We start from the raw sequence: 20,771 nt of genomic DNA on the forward strand, positions 1-20,771 counted from the left end.
TCCCGCGCACGACGGGGCGCCCCGGCGGTGGATCCGCCGGGGCGCCCGTGTGTATGTCAGGCAGCGCAGTACTGGGCCTGCTTGCCGATCGAGCGGTACATGCAGTCGGCGTTCTCCAGGAGCTGGAGGACGGCGTCGCGGTTGCGGGAGGTCTCGCGCTCGATCACCTCGTCGGGCGGGTAGAAGCCGCCGCCGGAGGACGAGGTCGGGTACATCTCGAAGGTGTAGGCGAAGATCCGCTGGGCGCCCCAGAGGTAGTCGTCGATGGAACCGTCGGTGATGTAGAGGTCGCTCGACTGCTCCGGCGTGTAGCGGTTGCTCGCGGCCATCTTGCCGCCGACGGCCGCGAAGGCGTCCCGGTCGTCCTTCGTCATGCCGGTGGCGGTGTCGGCCGTGGTCCAGCCGAAGGGCCACAGGACCAGTTCGCTGTAGGTGTGGAAGTCGATGGCCGCGGTGATCTGCTGCTTGCCGCCGACCACCCGGGAGCGGACGAAGTCCGCCACGACCTTCACCTCGGGGGCGGACTCGGGGGCCGCGCCGCGGTAGGTCTCGGAGCTCTTGGAGCCGGAGGAGCCGCCGCAGCAGCCCCACTTGTAGTCCCAGTTCCGGTTCATGTCGGTGCCGATGTACGAGGAACCGGAGTTGGGCTGGCGGTTCTTGCGCCAGCTGCGGTACGAGCCGGAGGCGATGTCGTACTCGCCGCCGTCCGGGTTGAGGTCCGGGACGATCCAGATCTCGCGGCCGTTCACCGCGTTGGTGATCCGGGCGTCGGTGCCGTAGCCCGCGCCGAGCTCGCGGAGCAGGTAGAGCGCCATCTCGACGGTCAGGTGCTCGCGGGCGTGCTGGTGGTGGGTGAAGAGGACCTCGGGCTCGTTCTCGTCGGTGGCGACGTTGTCGCTGATCTTGATGGCGACGATGTCCCGGCCCTGGTACGACTTGCCGATGACCTGCTTGCGCATGATCGAGGGGTACGCGGCGAGGCGCTGGTCGATCTCCGCGTTCGCCTCCGCGTAGTTGTGGTACTTCGCGTCGGCGGAGGGGAAGTCGAGCGGGCCGGCGGCCTTGCCGCCCTCGGCGGTGCGGTCGGGCGGTCCGGGCAGCGCCACCGGCTTGTAGCCGAGTGCCTTGAGGTTCGCCAACTGCTGGGTGTTGGCGCTGACCACGACCGAGCGGGCGTCGACCTCGTCGATCGAGACGCCGGTGGCGGTGAGCGCGGTGCGGGCGGCCGGGGTGGACGGTCCGGCGACCTCGTACTGCCGGATCACCTCCTCGGCGCCCGACGCGATACGGGCGGCGGCCGGCGCCGGGTCGGCCCCGGCGGGCGTGGAGAGGGCGGAGAGGGGCGCCGCGAGGGCGAGCGCCACGAGGGCCGCGAGGGTGGCGGACCTTCTGCCGCGGATGGGACGTCGCATGCTGTCTCCTGGGTGGGGAGTGTGGGGGAGTGCGACAAACTCGTGCGGGTGTCCGGGCACATGGTGAGCCCGTGTCATGGACGGGTCAAGATGGCGAGTTCGGCCATACTGTCCCGCGTGGGGACTCTCATCGGCAGATACGTCATCGAGCACAAGCTAGGCGAAGGCGGCATGGGCACCGTCTATCTGGCCCGATCGCGCGGCGGGCGCGCCGTGGCCGTCAAGGTGGCCCGGCCGGAACTCGCCTCCGACCCGTCCTTCCGCGCCCGCTTCCGCGCCGAGGTCGCCGCCGCCCGCCAGGTCGGCGGCTTCCACACCGCGCAGGTCGTCGACGCCGACCCCGACGCCGAGGCGCCCTGGCTCGCCACCGCCTACATCCCCGGCCCCACCCTCTCCGGACTCCTCACCGCCGAGGGCCCGATGGACGAGGCCCGGCTGCGCTCGCTCGGCGCCGCGCTCGCCGAGGCCCTCGAAGCCATCCACGCCTGCGGGCTCGTCCACCGCGACCTCAAGCCCGGCAACATCGTGATGGCCCCCGACGGCCCCCGCGTCCTCGACTTCGGCATCGCCCGCGCCCTGGAGTCCACCCGGCTCACCGCCACCGGCAACGCCTTCGGCACACCCGGCTACCTCGCCCCCGAACAGGCCCTCGGCGAGGAGGTGACGGGAGCCGCCGACGTCTTCGCCCTCGGCGCCGTCCTCGTCGCCGCGACCGGCGGGCGCCCCTTCGGCGAGGGCACCCCGATGGGCCTCATGTACCGGTCCGTGCACGAGGCCCCCGACCTCGCCACCGTCCCCGAGTCCCTCCGCGGCCTCGTGGCCCGCTGCCTCGCCAAGAACCCGTACGAACGCCCCACCCCCGACGAGATCCTCGACGCGCTCGGCACCGACAGCCGGCCCGCCGCGCCCGCACCCGAGACCTGGCCGGCGACGGTCGTCGACGCGCCCGGGACGCCCGTGTCGGTCGCGCCCGTTAGTCCCGTACAGGCGGCGCCCGGGCCGGGCACGCCTGGGCAAGGGACGCCTGGGCAGGGGGCGCCGGGGCAGGGGACGCCGGGGCTGGGCACGCCTGGGCAGGGGATGCCCGGGCCGGGCACGCCTGGGCAGGGCACGCCTGGGCAGGGGGCGCCCGTGCCGGTCGCGCCGGTGCCGGCGACACCCGCGCCCGTGCCCGCGACGCCTGGGCCGGTCGCGCCCGTCGTTCCCGTACAGCCCGCGCCCGGGCCCGTGGCCTATCCGGGGTTCGGGCCCGCGCAGCCGCCCGCGCCGGGGTTCGTGATGCCGCCGCCGCCGCCGGCCGCGCCGCCGTTGCCGGGGCCGGAGTTCGTGGCGGCGGACAAGGCGTCGGGGATCGTGGTGGACGGGGGCGGGGTGCACCTGCAGCTGTTCGGCGAGGAGGCGGAGTTCGCGTGGCCGGAAATCGCGGGGGTGGAGTACTGGCCCACCCGGCGCGGCCGGGGGCTGCGGATCGCGGTGTCGCTCCGGGCCGGTGGCGCGTACGTCTGCGAGCTCGACGGGCGCCGCGCCGTCCGGATCGACGAGTGGGCCGCCCGGCTCGCCCCGGTGCTCGCGCACTACCTGCCGCCGGCCCGCTGACGGGAACGGCGCAGCGCCGCCGGGGGAGCGGCGGCGCTGCGCGTGCGGGTGCCCGCCGTTACGGCAGGTTGTGGACGTGCGGTCCGACCGCGTTCGACCAGGCGTTGCCGGCCGTCGCGTCCCAGTTGGTCGACCAGGTCATGGCACCGCGGAGGGTGGGCCAGGCCTGGGCGGGCTTGTAGGTGCCGCAGCCGGTGAGCTTGGTGAGGCAGTCGAGCGCGTTCTTCACGACCTGCGGGTCGACGTAGCCGCTGCCCGCGCCCCGGGTGGAGGCGGGGACGCCGAGGCCGACCTGCGAGGGGTCGAGGCCGCCCTGGATCTGGATGCAGGCGAGCGCGGTGAGGAAGTCCACCGAGCCCTGGCTGTAGACCTTGCCGTCGCAGCCGAGCATCGAACCGCTGTTGTAGTACTGGGTGTTGACGACCGTGAGGATGTCCTTCACGGCGAGCGCGGTCTTGAAGTACTCGGTGCCGGTGGACTGCATGTCGATGGTCTGCGGGGCCATCGTGATCACCAGGCTCGACCCCGCCTTGGCGGACAGCTGGCGCAGCGCCTTGGAGAGGTAGGTGGAGTTGATGCCGTGTTCGAGGTCGATGTCGACGCCGTTGAAGCCGTACTCCTGCATCAGGGCGTAGGCGCTGTTGGCGAAGGCGGTGGCGCTCGCGTCACTGTTGATCGTGACGTTGCCCTTCTCGCCGCCGACCGAGATGATCACGGACTTGCCGGCGGCCTTCTTGGCCGCGATGTCGGCCTTGAAGTCGGCGGCGGAGGTGTAGCCGACGGCCGGGTCGAGGTTGAAGGTGATCTGGCCCGGCGTGGTCGTCGAGTCGGCGAAGGAGACGGCGATGATGTCGTACTGCGACTGGACGTCGCGGATCTTCTGCTTGGCCGCGCCGTTGTCGAAGTTCTGCCAGTAGCCGGTGACGGCGTGCTTCGGGACGGCCGGGCCGGGGCCCGGGTCCGTGACCTTGGCGGTGCGCGCGCTGACGGCGGCCGACTTCGCGGACTCGCCCGCGCTGTTCGCCGCGGAGACCTGGAACTGGTACGCGGTGTCGGCGGTGAGCCCGGTGACGGTGGCGGACGTGCCGGTCACCGTCTGCGGGTTGGCGCCGTCCCGGTACACCTTGTAGCTGGTGGCGCCGGAGACCGCGCCCCAGCTCAGGGAGACGGAGGAGGTGGTGACGGTGCCCGCGGCGAGGCCGGCGGGCGTGGCCGGGACGACCGGGTCGGGGTCCTGGCCGCCGCCCCCGTCGGGGCCGTACACGCTCACGTCGTCGACGGAGTAGGGCGAGGTGCCGTACCAGCCGTGGGTGTAGATCTCGACGGAGGTGGTGCTCGCGCCGGTGGTGAAGGTGGTCGTGAGCTGCTTCCAGGACGGGCTGTCGGGCGTCCAGGTGGAGACGGAGCCGCTGCCGGTGCCGGTGTTGTTCGCGCCGAGGTAGGCGTAGCCGCCCTGGACCCAGGCGCTCAGCGTGTACGTCGAGTTGGGCTTGACGGCCACGGTCTGCACGCATTTGGCGTTGTCGAGACCGGCGGGGGTGGCCTTGAGGGCGCCGGCCCCGGTGCGGACCGGCGAGGAGACGGCGGCGCCGCTTCCGGCGGAACAGGACCAGTTGGCCAGGCCGTTCTCGAACCCGGCGTTCTTGGCGACGTTGACGTCGGCCGCCTGCGCGGTGCCGGCTCCGTTGACGAGGATGAGCCCGGAGCCGACGGCGAGCGCGAGGGCTCCGCCGAGCCAGCGGCGTCCGTGCGGGCGGGTGGTGGTGCGGTCCACGTGCATCCTCCGGTGGGGGAGTTGGGGATGTGGAGGTGCCGTACGTCGTCGTACGGAGGATCCGCCAGTGACTCGTACGGGGGTACGAGGCTGTGCGGGAGGTTCGACGGTGGCCACCGCTGTCGCAACAAGCTGGTCCAGACCAATCGTGTTGTCAAGACCTCTGGCAGAGCCCGGTGTTCGGCCCCGCCCCCGCCCCGAGGCGCCCGCGAGGGGAAACGCCGGGGTGAGAGCGGTCCACGGCCCCGGGGCCCGCCCCCGAATTCACGGAGACCGCTTGGCGGATTGTGTGTTCACCACCCCGGGGGACGTGGATAGGGTGCAGAGACGGTCGCACCCTGCGGTGACGCCGTGAACGCGGAAAGCGAACCGCGGCCCCCGGTGCTCCGGAGGCCGGAGGGGACGGGGGAGCCTGACGTGCCGACAGCGATCGCGGTCACCGGCGCCGACCTGGTGCTGCCGCCGACCGACCCCGGAACCCCGAACGCCGCCGTCCTGCCACCCCCCGAGACCCGCCCGCTCGACGCCTCCGTCGCCGACATGCAGCAACTCCTCGCCCGCTACGGACACGTGGTCGTCGTCTGCCCCGCCGCCGCGCCCCCCGCCGTCGAGCAGCGCCTGCGGGCCGTCCGCGGCCTCCTCGAAAGCGACCGGATCGCCCTGGTCAGGAGCGAACTGCCACCCCTCGGCACGGCCGTGCTCGTCCGGCAGCTCCGCCAGCTCGCCGGCTGCGACTTCAGCCCCGGAGTCCTCGCCTCCGCCGCCCGGCTCCTCGCCCACTACATCTACGCCGGCGCCGTCCTCGGCTCCGTCGCCCGGCTCGACCGCGTCCCCGTCGGCCTCGGCTCCCACCTCAAGGGCTGGCTCCCCGGCGCCCACTTCGCCGTCCTCGCCGGACCCACCCCGCAGATGGTGCGCGTCGGCAGCGGCGAAACCCCCCTCCCCGGACCCGAGTTCAGCACCACGCTCCTCCTCGCCCGCGGCCACCTCCAGACCGACTGGCCCACCACCACCCTCGCCCCCCAATGGCGGACCGTCGGCCCCGTCCACGAGGCCCCCCTCCCCGACACCTCACCCGCCTGGTGGGGCACCCCCAAACTCGTCGAATTCGCCGCCTACCTCCCCGACCTCCCCGTCCTCCACCAACTCGTCTCCTCCGTCCGCCGCGAGACCTGCCACTGGTGCGCCATGGACCTCATCGGCGACCGCTGCGGCTTCTGCGGCTCCCCCCTCCGCCCCGCTCAGCCCGCCCCGCCCGCCGGCGCCCTCCCCGCCGGTCAGCCCACCCGCCAGCTCCGTCCGTCCGGACCCACGTCAGCGATCGAGGTAGTACGGCCATGAACTCCCGCCAGCGCCGCGGCGTCATCCTGCTGCTGCTGTCCGTCCTGTGCGCGCTCGGCGCGTTCGCCGGTGTGCTCGCGGTCATCAGCGACGTGAACTCGAAGGTCGGGCCGGAGGTCACCGCGTACCGGATCGCGCAGGGGGTGGAGCCGTACACACCCCTGAACGCCGGGCAGTTCGAGAAGATCAGCATGCCGAAGCGCTGGCTCCCCGAGACCGCCGTCACCGATCTGCGGAAGATCCAGGGGAAGATCGCCGTCACCCAGCTGCGGGAAGGCTCCCTGCTCCAGGAGGACATGATCGTCGACCGGCCCGAACTCCGGCCCGGCCAGCAGGAGATCGCCATCATGATCGACGCGGCCACCGGCGTCGCCGGCAAGATCACCGCGGGCGCCACCGTCAACATCTACGCCACCTTCGCGGGCGAGAAGAAGGGCGACCCCGCCCAGTCCCGGATGATCGTCGCCGGCGCCCGCGTCCTCGACGTCGGCAAACTCACCGCCATCCGCGACCAGAACGGCAGCAGCGGCCGCGCCGGCACCGCCGCCGTCCCCATCAGCTTCGCCCTCTCCACCCTCGACACCCAGCGCGTCGCGTACGCCGAGTCGTTCGCCGAGCACGTCCGCCTCGCCCTCGTCGCGCCCGGCACCACCGGCGGCGCCCCCGCCGACGAGCGCGACCGCACCTACACGCTCGACAAGGACAAGTGAGGCCGGTATGACCACCAGGATCCTGCCCGCCGTCGGCGACCCCGACGCGGCCCGGTCCGTCATGACGCTGCTCAGCCAGCTCCCCGACGCCGAACCCGCCCCTCCGGTCACCGACTCCACCCAACTCGTCGACGCCCTCGCCCGCCTCGCCGCCGTCTCCGTCGACGAACTCCCCGAGGTCGTCCTGGTCCACGAGCGGATCGGCCCCGTCCCCGCGCTCGAACTCGTCCGCGACGTCGCCCTCCGCTTCCCCGCCGTCGGCACCGTCCTCATCAGCGCCGACGCCAGCCCCGTCCTCTTCTCCGCCGCCATGGACTCCGGCGCCCGCGGCCTCGTCACCCTGCCCCTCGGATACGAGGAACTCGCCAGCCGCGTCCAAGCCGCCGCCCAGTGGTCCATCGGCGTCCGCCGCCACCTCGGCGCCGGCGCCGACCGCCCCACCGGCCCCGGCGGCACCGTCGTCACCGTCAGCGGCGCCAAGGGCGGCGTCGGCACCACCGTCACCGCCGTCCACCTCGCCCTCGCCGCCCGCGCCGCCGGACGGACCGTCGCCCTCGTCGACATGGACCTCCAGAGCGGCGACATCGCCTCCTACCTCGACGTCCAGTTCCGCCGCTCCGTCGCCGACCTCGCCACCATCGCCGACATCTCCCCCCGCGTCCTCCAGGACGCCGTCTACGTCCACGAGACCGGCCTCTCCCTCCTCCTCGCCCCCGGCGAAGGCGAACGCGGCGAAGAGGTCACCGACCGCGCCGCCCGCCAGATCGTCAGCGCCCTCCGCGGCCGCCACGAGGTCGTCGTCCTCGACTGCGGCTCCCGCCTCGACAGCGCCAACGCCGCCGCCATCGAAATGGCCGACACCGCGCTCCTCGTCACCACCCCCGACGTCGTCGCCGTCCGCGCCGCCAAGCGGACCGTCCGCATGTGGGAACGGCTCCAGGTCCGCAAGGCCGAGGAGACCGTCACCCTCGTCAACCGCCACCACCGCTCCACCGAGATCCAGCCACCCCTCGTCCAGAAGATCACCGGCACCCGCGTCACCGGCGTCTCCGTCCCCGCCAACTTCAAGGAACTCTCCGCCGTCGTCGACGCCGGCCGCCTCCACGAACTCGACGCCAGATCGACCGTCAAACAGGCCCTGTGGACCCTCGCCGGCGAACTCGGCCTCGTCGGCGCCCCCGCGACCGCCACCCCCGGCGCCCCCGGCAAACAGCTCGCCCGCGTCGGCGACCGCGGCTCCCTCGGCCTGCGCCGCCGCACCGGAGGCCGCTGACCCATGCGGACCACCCAGGGCGACGACGGACAGCGGGAACGGGGCGACCGCGGACAGGTGGCCGTCGAGTTCGTCGGCATGGTGCCCCTGATCCTGCTGACCCTCGCCCTCCTCTGGCAGATCGTCCTGGTCGGCTACACCTACACCCTCGCCGGCAACGCCGCCGACGAGGCCGCCCGGGCCGCCGCCGTCGGCGACGACTGCGGGGAGGCCGCCCTGCGGCACCTCGACGGGGCGTGGAAGAGCGGGGCGAGCCCCAGCTGCTCCACGGACGGAAGCCTGGTCACCGCCGTCGTCACGATCGACGTTCCCGTGCTCTTCCCCGGCATCGGCGGACTCTTCCCGGTGAAGGCGAAGGCCGCCGCGGTGGACGAGGAAGGCCTACGGCCATGACGGGCGACCGACGCCGACGCGAACGACGCCCGTCCTGGTGCGAGCGGCCCGGCGCGCGACGCGAACGACGCCCGTCCTGGCGCGAGCGGCCCGGCGCGCGACGCGACCGGGGCCAGGCAGCCGTCGAGTACCTCGGCTTCCTGCCCGTCCTCCTGCTCGTCGGGCTCGCCGGGCTCCAGCTCGGCGTCGCCGCCTACGCCGCCCAGCAGGCGGGCACGGCGGCGCGGGCGGCCGCGCGGGCGGCGAGCAGCGACGCCCAGGACGGCCCCGCCCCCGACGCCGCGGCCCGGGCGGCCGCCGACTGGGTCACCGGAGTCGACGTCGCCGCGTCCGGCGGCCAGGCCGTCGCCACCGTCACCGTACGCATCCCCTCGGTCGTCCCCTTCTGGAGCTTCGACCCGCTCACGAAGACCGCCACCATGCCGATGCCCGAAGAGGAGGACCTGCCATGAGTCTGCGCGCCCGGATCAACGCCCCCGAGGACAAGGGCGGCGGCGCGGCGGCCAGGGAGGACGGCCACCTGGTGGCCGCATTCCGCGCCAAGCTCCTGGAGGAGATCGACCTCACCGAGATGTCGGCGCTCGCGGCGGCCGAGCGGCGGGCCAGGCTCGAACGGGTCCTCGGGCACATCATCAGCCGTGAGGGCCCGGTCCTCTCCACCGCCGAGCGGGCCCAGCTGATCCGCCGGGTCGTCGACGAGGCGCTCGGGCTCGGCGTACTCGAACCGCTCCTCGAAGACGCCTCCATCACCGAGATCATGGTCAACGGGCCCGACCAGATCTTCATCGAGCGCGGCGGACGCGTCGAACTGCTGCCGCTCCGCTTCGCCTCCCACGACCAGCTGATGCAGACCATCGAACGGATCGTGTCGACGGTCAACCGGCGCGTCGACGAGTCGAACCCGATGGTCGACGCCCGGCTCCCCTCCGGCGAGCGCGTGAACGTCATCATCCCGCCGCTCAGCCTCACCGGGGCGACCCTCACCATCCGGCGCTTCCCCCGCGCGTACACGCTCCACGAGATGCTCGGCCTCGGCTCGCTCGACGAGCAGATGCTGCTGCTGCTCTCCGGACTCGTCCAGGCCAGGTTCAACCTGATCGTCTCCGGCGCCACCGGCACCGGGAAGACCACCCTGCTCAACGCCCTCTCCGGACTCGTCCCCGACGGCGAGCGGATCATCACCATCGAGGACTCGGCCGAACTCCAGCTCCAGCAGTCCCACGTCATCCGGCTCGAAGCCCGCCCGCCGAACATCGAGGGCCGCGGCGCCATCACCATCCGCGACCTCGTCCGCAACTCCCTCCGCATGCGGCCCGACCGGATCATCGTCGGCGAGGTCCGCGGCGGCGAGACCCTCGACATGCTCCAGGCGATGTCCACCGGCCACGACGGTTCGCTCGCCACCGTCCACGCCAACTCGGCCGAGGACGCCCTCATGCGCCTCCAGACCCTCGCCTCCATGTCCGAGGTCAAGGTCCCCTTCGAAGCGCTGCGCGACCAGATCAACAGCGCCGTCGACGTCCTCGTCCAGCTCACCCGGCACCCCGACGGCACCCGCAGGATCACCGAGATCTCCGTCCTCGCCTCGCACGGACGCGAACGGTTCCTCCTCGCCACGATCTGCCGCTTCCAGGCCGAGCCGCTCGCCGCCGACGGACGCGTCCACGGACGCTTCACCTACCACCCGCTGCCCCGCCGCGTCGCCGAACGCCTCTACATGGCCGGACAGCCCATCCCGCAAGCCTTCGGCGTCGCCGCCACCGACGCCCACCTGGCCACCCGAGAGGCGGAACGATGACCGACCCCTTCTGGCTGACGACGGGGGTCACCCTGCTCGCCTGCGTCCTGGGCATCACCGGTGTCCAGCTGTACGCGAGCGGGGCCCGCCGGCACGCCGCCCTCGTCGCCCGGCTCGACGACTCCGGCGAACCCGAGGCCACCGGACGCCGCAGGCGCCGCTTCCGGGGCATCGACCGGCGCGTCCGCCGAACCGCCCTCGGACGCAAGCTGGAACTCCGCATCGCGGCCACCGGACTCGACGTCACACCCGGCGAGTTCACCGTCGCCCTCGCCGCCACCGTCGCCATCCTGTGGATTCTCGGACAGGCCGCACTCTCCCCGTTCTTCGGCCCCATCTGCGGCATCCTCGGCATCTGGATCGCCATGGGATTCCTCAACTGGCAGCGTCAGAAGCGCATCGAGAAGTTCATCAACCAACTCCCCGAACTGTCCCGCATCCTGGCCAACGCCACCCAGGCCGGCCTCGCCCTGCGCATGGCCCTCAGCCTCGCCGCCGACGAACTCGAAGCCCCGGCCGGCGACGAACTGGAGAAGGTCGCCCAGCAGCTGGCCGTCGGCACCTCCCTCGACGACGCACTCGGCGAGCTCGCCGAACGCCTCCCCTCCCGCGAACTCGTCGTCCTCGTCACCACCCTCGTCCTCGCCAACCGCGCCGGTGGCACCGTCGTCTCCTCCCTGCGCAACCTCACCGAGACCCTGGAGGAACGCAAGGAGACCCGGCGCGAGGTCCGCACCCAGCTCTCCCAGGTCAGCATGACCGCGTACGCCGTACCCGTCATCGGCGTCGGCTCCCTCCTCCTCATCGACAACATGCAGCCCGGCGCCCTCGACCGCATGACCGGCTCCGGCATGGGACAGGCCGCCGTCGTCGCCGCCTTCGCCCTGTACGTCGTCGGCTTCGCCGTCATCCGCCGCTTCTCGAAGATCGACGTATAGGACCGGCCGCCGTGGACCTCCTCCTCGCCCTCCTCGCCGGCCTCGCCGTCGCCGGCCTCACCTACGGCCTGCGCCTCTACCGCGCCGACGCCCGCCTCCCCGACGACCTCCGGCTCGCCCTCGAAGTCGGCGCCACCCGCACCGGCGCCGTCGACTCCGCCGTCGACCGCCTCGGCATGCGCTGGTCACCCGCCGTGCTCCGGCTCATGGGCCCCAAGCGCGTCAACGCCGTCCGCCGCCGCATCGACCTCGCCGGCAACCCCGGCGGCCTCACCATCGACCGTTACGGTGCCCGCCGGGCCGTCTACGGCTTCCTCGGCGCCCTCGGCGCGCTCGTCATGATCAGCAAGGGCTCGTACGTCGTCGCGCTCCTCCTCCTCGCCTTCGGCGCGTTCTGGACCGAAGTCGGCATCTGGTCCGCCGTCCGCATCCGCAAGGACCAGATCGAACGCACCCTCCCCGACTTCCTCGACGTCCTCGCCGTCGTCGTCTCCGCCGGCCTCGGCTTCCGCCAGGCCCTCGAGCGCGTCGCCGAGAAATACGAAGGCCCCTGGGCCGACGAACTCCGCATCACCCTCCGCCAGATGGACATGGGCGTCAGCCGCCGCCAAGCCTTCGACGAACTCCGCCGCCGCAACGACTCCGAACAGGTCGCCCAGTTCGTCACCGCCCTTCAACAAGGCGAGGAGCTCGGCGCCCCCATCGTCGACACCCTCATACAGATCGCCAACGACATGCGCCGCACCGACGCCCAGAACGCCCGCCGCAAAGCCGCCAAAGCCGTCCCCAAGGCCACCATGGTCATCACCACCCTCATGGTCCCCGCCACCATCCTCCTCCTCGCCGCCGGCCTCTTCCTCGGCACCGGCACCGACTTCGGCTCCGTGACCGGCGAATGACCCCTCCCCCCACTGACATATTCCGCCGAAACCCCTTCGCCCGGACAACCCCATGTGCCACAGTGCGGACTGAGCGTGAGGGAGGTGCTCCCATGACCCACCCCCCCACGCAAGCGTCTCAACGCGGAGGGGACCACGATGCACGACGCGCTTCTCAAAGCCCTGACCATCACCAAACTCCACCTCACCTCCCGCCGTCCACGAACCGACCGCGGCCAGACCGCCGTCGAGTACCTGGGCATCATCGTGGTGGTGGTGGCGATCGTGGTGGCGATCACGGGTACGGACATCGGGACCACGATCATGACGGCGATCACGAACAAGATCGCGGAATTGGCCGACTAGCCGCGCTCGGCAGCCGAGGCGGGGACGCGGGTCAGGCGTTTCCGGTCTACATCGCAACCATCGCGGGACTGCTGTTTCTTGCTTTCGTCTACTTCGCCGTAGGTCAGGCGGCGGCCACGCGTAACGGCGCTCAAACCGCGGCGGATGCTGCGGCCTTGGCGGCGGCTCAGGATGCGCGCGAGCAGCTGCGTACGGGATGGTTGGAGGTGCTTGCTGATCCTGAGCAATGGGACGCCTTCCTTGTGGGAAGGGAGTATGAAGACGCTCCCGCGTGCCAGGCCGCTGCCGTGTTCGCGGGCAGGAATGGTGCGGAACTCTCGGGAGGAGGCTGCCGCCGTCTGCCTCTGGGGGGCGAGGGCTTTGCTGTCACGGTACGTACGATCGGAACGGTGGGGGACTCCATCGTCCCCGGCACGGAGTCGCAACACGTCTCGGCATCCGCGAAGGCCGTGATCGAGCCGAATTGCCGCTTTGCTCCGCCGCAGGAGCCCTCTCCGGATTCCAGCCCGCCGGGGCCTGACGAAGACCAGGGTGAGGAGGACGAGCCGATTCTCGGGCTCACCTGCGATGGCGAACCATGGGAGATCGATCCCGAATCCCCGACGCTACCCAGCGCCATTGACCTCTTCACCGTCCGACTGATCGGCGACAACGAGTAAAGGAATCCCGCTTCATGAACGTTCGGTACGCACGAAAGGGGCTGGCCTCCCTCGCGGTCGTGTCGGTCGCTCTCCTTGCGGTCGGCTGCGGAGCCGAGGAGAAGCCGACCGCAGACAAGGCAGCGGCGACGACTCCCGCTCCCCAGGGAAGCAAGACGACCACGGAGTCGCAGCCGGCTGAGGAGCCGACCTCGACGCTCGCCGTACTCAGAGGTGAGGACGGTTTCGAGCTCACGCTGACCTCGGTCGAGCGAGACGCCGGTGGCTTCCTGACTGTGAAGGGGTCGCTGAAGAACTCCTCCGACAAGAGTCGGGCTGTCCCTCTCCGTATCAGGGGGGATGAGACCGAAGTGCTGGAGCACGGCAACTCGCTGGGTGGTGCCACGCTGCTCGACTCGGTAGGGAAGAAGCGCTACTACGTTCTGCGCGACACGGACGGGCGGCCACTGACCACAACCGGTCTGGGGATTCTCGGCGGAGGGAAGTCGGTCCCGGTCTTCATGCAATTCCCCGCACCCCCCGCCTCCACCACCGAAGTCTCCTTCCAACTGCCCACCTTTGAACCCGCCACCCTCAAACTCTCCTGAGGCGACGTGATGACGACGAGGAAACGAAGGATCGCGGTGGTGGTCGTCGCTTCGGTGGCGCTGTGGCCGGTGGTGGTGTCGACGGCGCGGGCGGAGGATCCGCCGGGGGCGGCGGGGGTGGCGGCGCCGGGGCCGGTGATCGACGGGAAGGCGCCGGGGTTGATGTTGCCGGATGGGGCGACGTTGGCGCCGGCGAAGGTGTTGGACATCAAGCAGATCGTGGAGGAGGAGGGGGGTGAGCAGCGGAGGCAGGACACGAATGTGGATGTGACGTTCGCGCTGCAGGCGGAGGTGCTGTTCCCGAAGAACAGCGCGAAGTTGTCGGCGTCGGCGACGGCGCGGATCGGGGCGATCGCGGCCGAGATCAACAAGATGGGCTCGGGGCGGGTCAGGGTGTTCGGGTTCACGGACAACCTGGGGACGTACGAGCACGGGTTGAAGCTGTCGAAGGAGCGGGCGGTGGCCGTGCAGACGGTGCTGGCGCGGAGCCTGGGGCCGTCGACGACGTTCGACATCCGGGGATACAGCGAGGACTACCCGATCGCGGACAACGGGACCGAGGAGGGGCGGAAGAAGAACCGGCGGGTGGAGGTGTCGTTCCCCCGCGTTACCGGCTGACGCGCCCGGTACTGAGCGGGTCGGACCGGACGTCCAGCGAGGCCTCGTCGGGGGGCGAAGTCCTGGGTGGCCTTGCCCTGGTGGCAGCCGGGTACGGGTACACGGACGGGCCCGGGGCTTGCGGCTCAGGCTTGGGGCCGTCGAGCGCCGGCACGACGGAACCAGCGGCGCCACGTCCGCTTGTCGCGTGAGCGCAGTAGCTCGCGCTGGGCCACGTCGAGGTTTCTGCGGGCGGTGTCTTCGTAGTACTGGTTGCCGAACTCTCGGAAGATGTCGACGGCCTCTGTGAGGTTGGTGACGGCTTCGTCGAAGCGTCGTACTTCGTGGAGGGCGTTGGCGAGGTTGTTGAGTGCCTTGCCTTCGCTGTAGCGGTCACCGAGCTCGCGGTGGATGGCGATGGCGTGGGTTTGGGCGGTGATGGCTTCGTCGAAGCGTCGTACTTCGTGGAGGGTGTTGCCGAGGTTGTTGAGCGCCCTGCCTTCGCTGTGGCGGTCACCGAGTTCGCGGTGGATGGCGATGGCGTGGGTTTGGGCGGTGATGGCTTCGTCGAAGCGTCGTAGTTCGCGGAGGGTGTTGCCGAGGTTGTTGAGGGTCTGAGCTTCGCCGTGGCGGTCGCCTAGTTCGCGGCAGATCGTCAGGTCTTCGGTTTGGGCGGTGAAGGCTTCGTCGAAGCGTCGTACTTCGCGGAGGGCGATGCCGAGGTTGTTGAGTGCCTTGCCTTCGCCGTGGCGGTTGCCGAGTTCGCGGTAGATGGCGATGGCTTGGTTGTTGGTGGTGATGGTTTCGTCGAAGCGTCGCAACTCGCCGAAGACGGCGCCGAGGTTGATGAGTGCGTGGGCTTCGCCGTGGCGGTTGCCGAGTTCGCGGCTGATCGTCAGGTCCTGGGTGTGGGCGGCGATGGCTTCGTCGAAGCGTCGCATTCCGGAGAGGGCGTTGCCGAGGTTGTTGAGTGCTCGGCCTTCGCTGTGGCGGTTGCCGAGTTCGCGGCTGATCGTCAGGTCCTGGGTGTGGGCGGCGATGGCTTCGTCGAAGTGCCGTACCCCGTGGAGGGCGTTTCCGATCCAGCTGAGTGCCCGGCATTGGCCGTCACGGTCGTCGAGTTGGCGTGCTGCGGCGAGTGCGTACTCGTTGATGGTGATCACGTCGTGGAACTGGCGACGTTGGTTCAGATAGGGGTTCAGGCAGTCGACGAGGCGCAGGGTCGTGCGGGGGCGGTCGGTGACGGTGCCGGGGACTGTCGCGAGGAGGTTGACGTGCTCTGCGTCCAGCCAGGCCAGGGCGGCGGCCCCGCCGGTCGAGGTCTCGGGCGCGGGGTGGCCGCGCAGGGTGTGCAGGTGGTCGCCGGCTGCCTCGCAGTGGGTGAGGTAGTACTCCTCGAGTTGTTCCAGGGGTCGGTTCTCGTCCTGTTCCGGGGGGAGTTCGGCGGCGGCGTACAGGCGGATCAGGTCGTGCATGCGCCAGCGGCCTGACCCGACCGGCTGCTCACTGATCAGGCAGGCTCTGGCGAGGGCGGCCAGGCGGGACCGGGTCTCCCGGGCGGACCAGCCGCTCAGGGCGGCGGCGGCCTCGGTGGAGAGGTCGGGGCCCGGGTTGAGGGGGAGCAGCGTGAAGAGGCGGGCGTCGCGCTCCTGCAGGCGCCGATAGGAGAGGTCGAAGGCGGTGCGGACCGCGAGGGTCCGGCCGTCGCCGGCTTCGTACCGGAGGGACTCCAGACGGGTGCGGGTGTCGGCCAGGTCGTCCGCCAGCGTGGCGATGGGAAGGCCGGGGTCGTCCGTGAGGAGGGCGGCGGCGATCGTCAGGGCCAGGGGGAGGCGGCCGCAGTGGCCGGCCACCCGCTCCAGGGCCTCGGGCTCCGCCCCGGCGCGGGGGTCGTCGGGGCGGACCTCGGTGAGAGCGGTGGCGATGAGTGTGGTGGCCGCGGCGGTGTCGAGTTCGTCGAGGTGGACGAGGCGGGGCCGGAAGTCGGGGGCGGTCAGGGCGTCGCGGGAGGTGGCGAGGAGGTGGTGGGAGGGGTGTGCGGGGAGCAGGGGGAGGAGCTGGCCGGCGGCGGAGGCGTCGTCGGCGAGGATCAGGACGGGGCCGTGGTCCCTGGCGCGGCGGGCCAGTTCCGACTGGTACAGGCCGGCCTGCTCCTCGACCGTCGGCGGCAGGTCATCGGTCCGTACGCCCAGCGCCCGCAGCAAGGACTCGAGGGCCTGCTCGGGGCCGACCGCGCCGGTGGGGGCGTAGCCCCGGAGGTGTACGAAGAGCGTGCCGCCGGGGAAGTGGCCGAGGGCGACGGCCTGCTGGGCGGCGTGCAGGGACAGGGCGGTCTTGCCGACGCCCGGGAGTCCCGTCACCACCGTGACGGCTGTCCCCGTCGTGCTCGTCCCGGGTGCCGTCCCGGGCCCTGGCCCGGCCGGAGCCAGCGCCCGCAGGAGCGCGGCTGTCTGTTCCGTGCGGCCGGTCAGGCGTGGGGCGGGTGGCAGGGCGTTCGTGGCTCGGGGTGCGGGGCCGGTGCCGGGGCCCCAGACGTTCTGGGTCTCCACGTGTGAGAAGTGCTGGTCCCGGCCTGCCTGGTAGCTGCGGGCCTGGTCGGAGACTTCGGCGTTCTGGTGGATGCCGTCGGTGGGGGCCTGGCCGCCTGGTTGTTTCGAGGAGCGGGGCCCTGGGAGGCCGGACTTCTCGGAGTCGCGCCGGTTGGTCAACGCCTCAGGACCCCTCGATCCGCTGGTTCCCGCCGGCCTGGGAGATGCGCGCGTTGCCGGACGCGTTGGCGCGCTGCTCTACGTGGGTGGGGGAGCCGGCCGGGGCTCCGTTCTGGTCGCCGCCGGTCTGGGTGACGTGCGCGTCGTCGGTGGCGTCGGCGTGCTGTTCGACGTGGGAAGGGGCGCCGTCGGAAGGGGGCTGGGCGGCCGGCGGGCCGCTGGGGGTCGAGTTGCGGCTGCCTCCGACCTGGTTGACCTCGCTGGTCCCGGAGGCGGTCGCCTCCTGCTTCACCACCCGCTGAGGGGTGGCGGGGGCGGGGGCGGGCTGGGGTCGTTCGCGGGCCGCCCACCAGGCGCCCGCCGCCAGTACGGCGCCGGCCGTCACCGCGCCGAAGGTGAGGGCCGTGTCGAGTCGGGGGCCTTCGCCCTGGGGCAGCCAGCTCCACGGCACCGCGCGGACCACCCACACGCACACCCCGAACGTGGCGGCCGTCGCGACCAGGGCCACCGCCCAGCGCATCGGACGAGACATCCGTCCCCCTCCGTTTCCCTGTGTACTCCTGCGACACGACCCCGCGAAGAGCCGTCGAGCCGTCGAGCCGTCGGCTCTTCGAGCTTGTCATTCTCGTCCGCCGCGGGCGCTCGCAACAGCGCTTTGAGCAGCATGAGTTCATACGTGGCCGCTGCGGGCCCCGTACCCGCTCAGAGGTCGAGGGCCGCCAGGATCGTGGTGGTCATGTGGGTGGGGCGGGTGAAGACGTCGGTGGCGGTGAAGCGGAGGACGCGGCGGATTTGGGGGCAGGTTTGGAGCGCGTTGAAGCGGGCGATGTCGCGTTCGTGGGAGCGGCGGGTGCCGTGGAAGGCGTAGCCCTCGATTTCGACGGCTAGGCCGGCGCGGCGGAAGAGGAAGTCGGGGCGGAGGGGGCGGGCGTCGGCGCTGTGGAGGGTGGGCTGGGATTCGGGGAGGAGACCGGCGTCCCGTATGCGGAGGCGGGCGACGGTTTCGGCGGGGGAGCCTGAGGCGGGTTCGGCCCAGGGGAGCCAGCGGCGCGCGCGGGCGGCACCGGGGCGGGGTGTGGAGAGTTCGGCGGCGAGGTCCTCGTAGCGGACGAGGGGTTCGCGGCGGATGCCGTCGACGGCGCGGTGGGCGAGGGCGGAGTCGGCGACGACGACGGCTTCCTCGCGGCTGCGGGAGCGCCGTATGAGGTCGCCGACCGTGCGGACGGGGGTGGTGGTGCGCAGGCCGCGGCGGATCGTGTGGTCGCGGTCCGTGAGGTGGGCGGTGGTGTGGAGCCGGGTGCGGGGGTGGCGGGCGGAGCGCGTCGGGGGTGCGGCCGTGAAGTCGAGGACGTCCGGCGGGCCTTCGGTGTGCAGTTGTTCGATGCGGTGGAGGTGGGCGGCGGTCCCGTGGCTGCACACGAGGTCGGGGCGGAGGAGTTGGAGGGCGGTCGCCCTGACCCGCCAGTCGACCTCCTTTCCGGGGGCCGCCCACGCGCCCCGGCAGATCCGCTGCCAGCCGTCGCGGCGCAGGCGGCCGGCGAGGCGGCCCGGGGGCCAGCCCGCCGCGACCGCCCAGACCGTCAGGAGGACCCCGCCCCTGGCGAGGATCGCCAACTCGTACATACGCGCAACGATCCACGGAAGAGGGACACTTCGCACCCCCTGTGGAAAACCCGTCGAAAGACGTCGTCAGGAAAGCGCAAAAGTGACGGGACGGACCCGTCGGGGAGGAGCATTCTGGACAGATGACGACGACTCCGAGCGAGACGCCGAGCGCGATGCCGGGCGATACGCCGGGCGCGACTCCGAGTGTGCAGTTGGTCAGTGACCTCGTGACCCGGATCCCCGGGTTCCGGGGTGTGTACGAGGCCCATGTCTTCCATCAGGGCTGTGTGCAGCCGCATGTCTTCTTCTGGGACGTCGTGCAGGACACCGTCCGTTCCTTCCTCGGCGAGTCCCCGACAGCGGCCGACTGGCGCCGCACGCTGGACTTCCTGGAGGAGCAGATCTGCCGCGGGGTCGTCGGCATCGACGAGGTCATCGTCACCTCCTTCCTCGGCGACCTGCCCTCCCCGCAGGAGCCGGGCCATGCCATCGTCGAGCAGCTCGGCCCGGTGATGTCGGCGAGGTTCGTCCGTATAAGGCCGCGTGGCTGATCCCGTTGTCGAGACGCTGATCCCGTCGTCCAGGGGTGTGATTCGGCCCCTGGATAATCGGTCCCATGCCCCGCACCGCCCTCTCGCGCCTCCCGCTGCCCATCCGCACCCCCGTGTCGGCGGCCCTCGGGGGTTACGTCGCCACCCGGCTCGTCGGGCTGCTCGCGCTCGCGGTCGTGGCCGGGGTGACGGGCAAGGACGGGATGCACCGGCTCATGGGGCGGTGGGACGCGGTCTGGTACGTGCGGATCGCGGAGCACGGGTACGGGTACGAGGTGCGGCTGCCGAACGGGGACGTCCACTCCGATCTGGCGTTCTTCCCGCTGTTCCCGGCTCTGGAGCGGGGGCTCGCGGCGGTGACGCCGATGGACGCGGCCATGGCGGGGCTCGTGGTGGCGTGGAGTGCGGGGATCGCGGCCGCGTGGGGCGTCTATCGGTGCGGGGCGTGGGTCGGCGGCGAGCGGGTGGGGGTGCTGCTGGCGGTGCTGTGGGGCGTGTACCCGACGGCGTTCGTGCAGTCGATGGCGTACACGGAGACCCTGTTCACGGCCCTGGCGGCCTGGTCGTTGTACGCGGTGCTGCGGGGGCGGTGGGTGGTGGCCGGGGTGCTGTGCGCGGCGGCCGGGCTGACGCGGCCGACGGCGGCGGCGCTGATCGCCGCCGTCGGGATCACGGCGGTGGTGACGGTCGTACGGGAGCGGCGGGTGTCCGCGCGGATGGTCGCCGGGGTGCTGCTCGCACCGCTGGGGTGGCTGGGGTACGTCGTGTACGTGGGGCTGCGGCAGGGCAGCGCGACCGCGTACTTCGACGTGCAGGCCGCCTGGGGGAACTCGATCGACGGGGGCGTCGCCCTCGCGCGGTTCATCGCGGGGCTGCCGTGGCCGGCGGCTCTGGGGCTGTGCGCGGCGCTCGCGCTGCTGGTGTGGCTGGTGGTCCTGTGTGTGCGGCAGGGGCAGCCGTTGCCGCTGCTCGTGTACACGATCGGCGTCGTGTTCGTCTCGCTCGTCGGGGCCGCGTACTTCGGTTCCCGGCCGCGTCTGATGATGCCCGCGTTCGGCCTGCTGCTGCCGCCGGCCGTGGCCCTCGCGCGCGTGCGGACGCGTCACGCCGTGCCCGTACTGGCGGGCCTCGCGCTGGCCTCCGGGGTGTACGGCGCCTTCACGCTCCTGGGCTCGGGCCCGCCGTGACCCCCGGCGTAGTCGGGGCCGGACCGCCGTCCGTCTCCACGCGTACGCGTACCCCGCGCCGCAGTCCCCATCCGGCCATGGCCCCCGCCTCCGCCTCCAGCACGTGCCGGGCACGCGGGCGGGGCAGGCCGAGCCGGCCCGGGGGCATCGTGACGACGGTGAGGACCCTGAAGGAGCGGTCCAGGTAGGCGACGTCGATCGGGAAGCGCATCCCGAAGCTGTGCACGCTGTTCGTACGGACGATGAGCAGCGCCCCCGCGATCCCGTCCCGGCCGAGCAGCCCCCGACGGCGGGCCCGGTAGGAGGCCGCGATCTCCAGCGGTACGGCGAGTGCCTCGCCGGCCGCCAGCGTCCCGGTTCCGTTCACCCATTTCCCCATGCGCCAGACCGTAGCGGTG

At 71.9% G+C, this 20,771-nt stretch carries 21 protein-coding genes and 1 pseudogene; 16 read left to right on the forward strand and 6 right to left on the reverse strand.

All coding sequences use genetic code 11. The features are described 5' to 3' along the window. Nucleotides 1-56: 56 nt before the first annotated feature. A complete protein-coding gene (locus ACZ7G1_RS09495; protein ID WP_470877870.1) occupies nt 57-1,412 on the reverse strand; it encodes a M14 family metallopeptidase in 1,356 nt (451 codons plus the stop codon). A 90-nt stretch (nt 1,413-1,502) separates the two neighbouring features. Between ACZ7G1_RS09495 and ACZ7G1_RS09500 the strand changes: the two genes are divergently transcribed. Then, nucleotides 1,503-3,008 carry a serine/threonine-protein kinase gene (locus tag ACZ7G1_RS09500; RefSeq protein WP_470877871.1) on the forward strand — a complete coding sequence of 502 codons (1,506 nt, stop codon included), beginning with the start codon at nt 1,503-1,505 and terminating at the stop codon, nt 3,006-3,008. Nucleotides 3,009-3,066: 58 nt separating this feature from the next. Here ACZ7G1_RS09500 and ACZ7G1_RS09505 read toward each other — a convergent pair whose 3' ends face one another. Next, complete coding sequence (locus ACZ7G1_RS09505) at nt 3,067-4,788, reverse strand: chitinase (RefSeq protein WP_470877872.1); 1,722 nt, start codon at nt 4,786-4,788, stop codon at nt 3,067-3,069. 411 nt (nt 4,789-5,199) lie between these two features. Here ACZ7G1_RS09505 and ACZ7G1_RS09510 point away from each other — a divergent pair, with 411 nt between their 5' ends. From ACZ7G1_RS09510 to ACZ7G1_RS09570, 13 genes and pseudogenes are all read left to right on the forward strand, one after another. Beyond that, nucleotides 5,200-6,123, forward strand: a complete 924-nt coding sequence (locus tag ACZ7G1_RS09510; RefSeq protein ID WP_470877873.1) for a hypothetical protein — start codon at nt 5,200-5,202, stop codon at nt 6,121-6,123. Further along, nucleotides 6,120-6,833, forward strand: a complete 714-nt coding sequence (cpaB, locus tag ACZ7G1_RS09515; RefSeq protein WP_470877874.1) for a Flp pilus assembly protein CpaB — start codon at nt 6,120-6,122, stop codon at nt 6,831-6,833. The genes ACZ7G1_RS09510 and cpaB overlap by 4 nt, the downstream gene beginning before the upstream one ends. Before the next feature lie 7 nt (nt 6,834-6,840). Beyond that, nucleotides 6,841-8,106 carry an AAA family ATPase gene (locus ACZ7G1_RS09520; RefSeq protein WP_470877875.1) on the forward strand — a complete coding sequence of 422 codons (1,266 nt, stop codon included), beginning with the start codon at nt 6,841-6,843 and terminating at the stop codon, nt 8,104-8,106. 3 nt (nt 8,107-8,109) lie between these two features. Continuing rightward, complete coding sequence (locus ACZ7G1_RS09525; protein WP_470877876.1) at nt 8,110-8,499, forward strand: TadE/TadG family type IV pilus assembly protein; 390 nt, start codon at nt 8,110-8,112, stop codon at nt 8,497-8,499. Then, nucleotides 8,496-8,951: a TadE/TadG family type IV pilus assembly protein gene (locus ACZ7G1_RS09530; protein WP_470877877.1), complete on the forward strand. Its 456-nt coding sequence runs from the start codon at nt 8,496-8,498 to the stop codon at nt 8,949-8,951. The genes ACZ7G1_RS09525 and ACZ7G1_RS09530 overlap by 4 nt, the downstream gene beginning before the upstream one ends. Further along, nucleotides 8,948-10,297 carry a CpaF family protein gene (locus ACZ7G1_RS09535; RefSeq protein WP_470877878.1) on the forward strand — a complete coding sequence of 450 codons (1,350 nt, stop codon included), beginning with the start codon at nt 8,948-8,950 and terminating at the stop codon, nt 10,295-10,297. Before ACZ7G1_RS09530 ends, ACZ7G1_RS09535 begins: the two co-directional genes overlap by 4 nt. Then, on the forward strand, nt 10,294-11,235 hold the full coding sequence (locus tag ACZ7G1_RS09540) for a type II secretion system F family protein (protein WP_470877879.1): 942 nt from the start codon (nt 10,294-10,296) through the stop codon (nt 11,233-11,235). The genes ACZ7G1_RS09535 and ACZ7G1_RS09540 overlap by 4 nt, the downstream gene beginning before the upstream one ends. A gap of 11 nt (nt 11,236-11,246) precedes the next feature. Further along, nucleotides 11,247-12,134, forward strand: a complete 888-nt coding sequence (locus tag ACZ7G1_RS09545; protein ID WP_470877880.1) for a DUF5936 domain-containing protein — start codon at nt 11,247-11,249, stop codon at nt 12,132-12,134. 138 nt (nt 12,135-12,272) lie between these two features. Beyond that, entirely contained in the window at nt 12,273-12,479 is a 207-nt protein-coding gene (locus ACZ7G1_RS09550) for a Flp family type IVb pilin (RefSeq protein ID WP_470877881.1), read from the forward strand. Continuing rightward, nucleotides 12,467-12,640: pseudogene (locus tag ACZ7G1_RS09555) on the forward strand (pilus assembly protein TadG-related protein); the annotation flags it as partial. The gene ACZ7G1_RS09550 and the pseudogene ACZ7G1_RS09555, both read left to right, overlap by 13 nt. Nucleotides 12,641-12,868: 228 nt before the next feature. Beyond that, on the forward strand, nt 12,869-13,138 hold the full coding sequence (locus tag ACZ7G1_RS09560; RefSeq protein ID WP_470877895.1) for a hypothetical protein: 270 nt from the start codon (nt 12,869-12,871) through the stop codon (nt 13,136-13,138). 14 nt (nt 13,139-13,152) lie between these two features. Continuing rightward, the gene (locus ACZ7G1_RS09565; protein ID WP_470877882.1) at nt 13,153-13,725 is read left to right on the forward strand and encodes a hypothetical protein; all 573 of its coding nucleotides are present in this window, start codon (nt 13,153-13,155) and stop codon (nt 13,723-13,725) included. A 9-nt stretch (nt 13,726-13,734) separates the two neighbouring features. After that, entirely contained in the window at nt 13,735-14,343 is a 609-nt protein-coding gene (locus ACZ7G1_RS09570) for an OmpA family protein (RefSeq protein ID WP_470877883.1), read from the forward strand. Nucleotides 14,344-14,468: 125 nt separating this feature from the next. Here the strand turns inward: ACZ7G1_RS09570 and ACZ7G1_RS09575 are convergent, their stop codons facing one another. The 3 genes from ACZ7G1_RS09575 to ACZ7G1_RS09585 form a co-directional block, all read right to left on the reverse strand. Next, a complete protein-coding gene (locus tag ACZ7G1_RS09575) occupies nt 14,469-17,030 on the reverse strand; it encodes a tetratricopeptide repeat protein (protein WP_470877884.1) in 2,562 nt (853 codons plus the stop codon). 4 nt (nt 17,031-17,034) lie between these two features. Next, on the reverse strand, nt 17,035-17,562 hold the full coding sequence (locus ACZ7G1_RS09580; RefSeq protein WP_470877885.1) for a hypothetical protein: 528 nt from the start codon (nt 17,560-17,562) through the stop codon (nt 17,035-17,037). 170 nt (nt 17,563-17,732) lie between these two features. After that, nucleotides 17,733-18,653, reverse strand: coding sequence for a hypothetical protein (locus ACZ7G1_RS09585; RefSeq protein WP_470877886.1), 921 nt, complete (start codon nt 18,651-18,653; stop codon nt 17,733-17,735). Nucleotides 18,654-18,775: 122 nt separating this feature from the next. On the opposite strand from ACZ7G1_RS09585, the gene ACZ7G1_RS09590 reads away from it, so the two are divergent. Both ACZ7G1_RS09590 and ACZ7G1_RS09595 read left to right on the forward strand, forming a co-directional pair. Continuing rightward, a complete protein-coding gene (locus ACZ7G1_RS09590) occupies nt 18,776-19,186 on the forward strand; it encodes a hypothetical protein (RefSeq protein ID WP_470877887.1) in 411 nt (136 codons plus the stop codon). A 65-nt stretch (nt 19,187-19,251) separates the two neighbouring features. Continuing rightward, nucleotides 19,252-20,373 (forward strand): hypothetical protein, encoded by a 1,122-nt coding sequence (locus ACZ7G1_RS09595; protein WP_470877888.1) that lies wholly within the window; start codon nt 19,252-19,254, stop codon nt 20,371-20,373. Here ACZ7G1_RS09595 and ACZ7G1_RS09600 read toward each other — a convergent pair. Further along, nucleotides 20,345-20,752, reverse strand: a complete 408-nt coding sequence (locus ACZ7G1_RS09600; protein ID WP_470877889.1) for a DUF192 domain-containing protein — start codon at nt 20,750-20,752, stop codon at nt 20,345-20,347. The two genes, ACZ7G1_RS09595 and ACZ7G1_RS09600, sit on opposite strands and share 29 nt — an antisense overlap. Nucleotides 20,753-20,771: the final 19 nt, after the last annotated feature.

This window comes from Streptomyces sp. NPDC037273 (assembly GCF_055603625.1).

Coding starts and splice junctions, on each gene's coding strand:
- ACZ7G1_RS09570 (WP_470877883.1), top strand. CDS start 13,735: ATGACGACGAGGAAACGAAGGATCGCGGTGGTGGTCGTCGCTTCGGTG.
- ACZ7G1_RS09580 (WP_470877885.1), bottom strand. CDS start 17,562: ATGTCTCGTCCGATGCGCTGGGCGGTGGCCCTGGTCGCGACGGCCGCC.
- ACZ7G1_RS09540 (WP_470877879.1), top strand. CDS start 10,294: ATGACCGACCCCTTCTGGCTGACGACGGGGGTCACCCTGCTCGCCTGC.
- ACZ7G1_RS09550 (WP_470877881.1), top strand. CDS start 12,273: ATGCACGACGCGCTTCTCAAAGCCCTGACCATCACCAAACTCCACCTC.
- ACZ7G1_RS09585 (WP_470877886.1), bottom strand. CDS start 18,653: ATGTACGAGTTGGCGATCCTCGCCAGGGGCGGGGTCCTCCTGACGGTC.
- ACZ7G1_RS09600 (WP_470877889.1), bottom strand. CDS start 20,752: ATGGGGAAATGGGTGAACGGAACCGGGACGCTGGCGGCCGGCGAGGCA.
- ACZ7G1_RS09535 (WP_470877878.1), top strand. CDS start 8,948: ATGAGTCTGCGCGCCCGGATCAACGCCCCCGAGGACAAGGGCGGCGGC.
- ACZ7G1_RS09495 (WP_470877870.1), bottom strand. CDS start 1,412: ATGCGACGTCCCATCCGCGGCAGAAGGTCCGCCACCCTCGCGGCCCTC.
- ACZ7G1_RS09525 (WP_470877876.1), top strand. CDS start 8,110: ATGCGGACCACCCAGGGCGACGACGGACAGCGGGAACGGGGCGACCGC.
- ACZ7G1_RS09595 (WP_470877888.1), top strand. CDS start 19,252: ATGCCCCGCACCGCCCTCTCGCGCCTCCCGCTGCCCATCCGCACCCCC.
- ACZ7G1_RS09520 (WP_470877875.1), top strand. CDS start 6,841: ATGACCACCAGGATCCTGCCCGCCGTCGGCGACCCCGACGCGGCCCGG.
- ACZ7G1_RS09530 (WP_470877877.1), top strand. CDS start 8,496: ATGACGGGCGACCGACGCCGACGCGAACGACGCCCGTCCTGGTGCGAG.
- ACZ7G1_RS09505 (WP_470877872.1), bottom strand. CDS start 4,788: ATGCACGTGGACCGCACCACCACCCGCCCGCACGGACGCCGCTGGCTC.
- ACZ7G1_RS09565 (WP_470877882.1), top strand. CDS start 13,153: ATGAACGTTCGGTACGCACGAAAGGGGCTGGCCTCCCTCGCGGTCGTG.
- ACZ7G1_RS09500 (WP_470877871.1), top strand. CDS start 1,503: ATGGCGAGTTCGGCCATACTGTCCCGCGTGGGGACTCTCATCGGCAGA.
- ACZ7G1_RS09590 (WP_470877887.1), top strand. CDS start 18,776: ATGACGACGACTCCGAGCGAGACGCCGAGCGCGATGCCGGGCGATACG.
- cpaB (WP_470877874.1), top strand. CDS start 6,120: ATGAACTCCCGCCAGCGCCGCGGCGTCATCCTGCTGCTGCTGTCCGTC.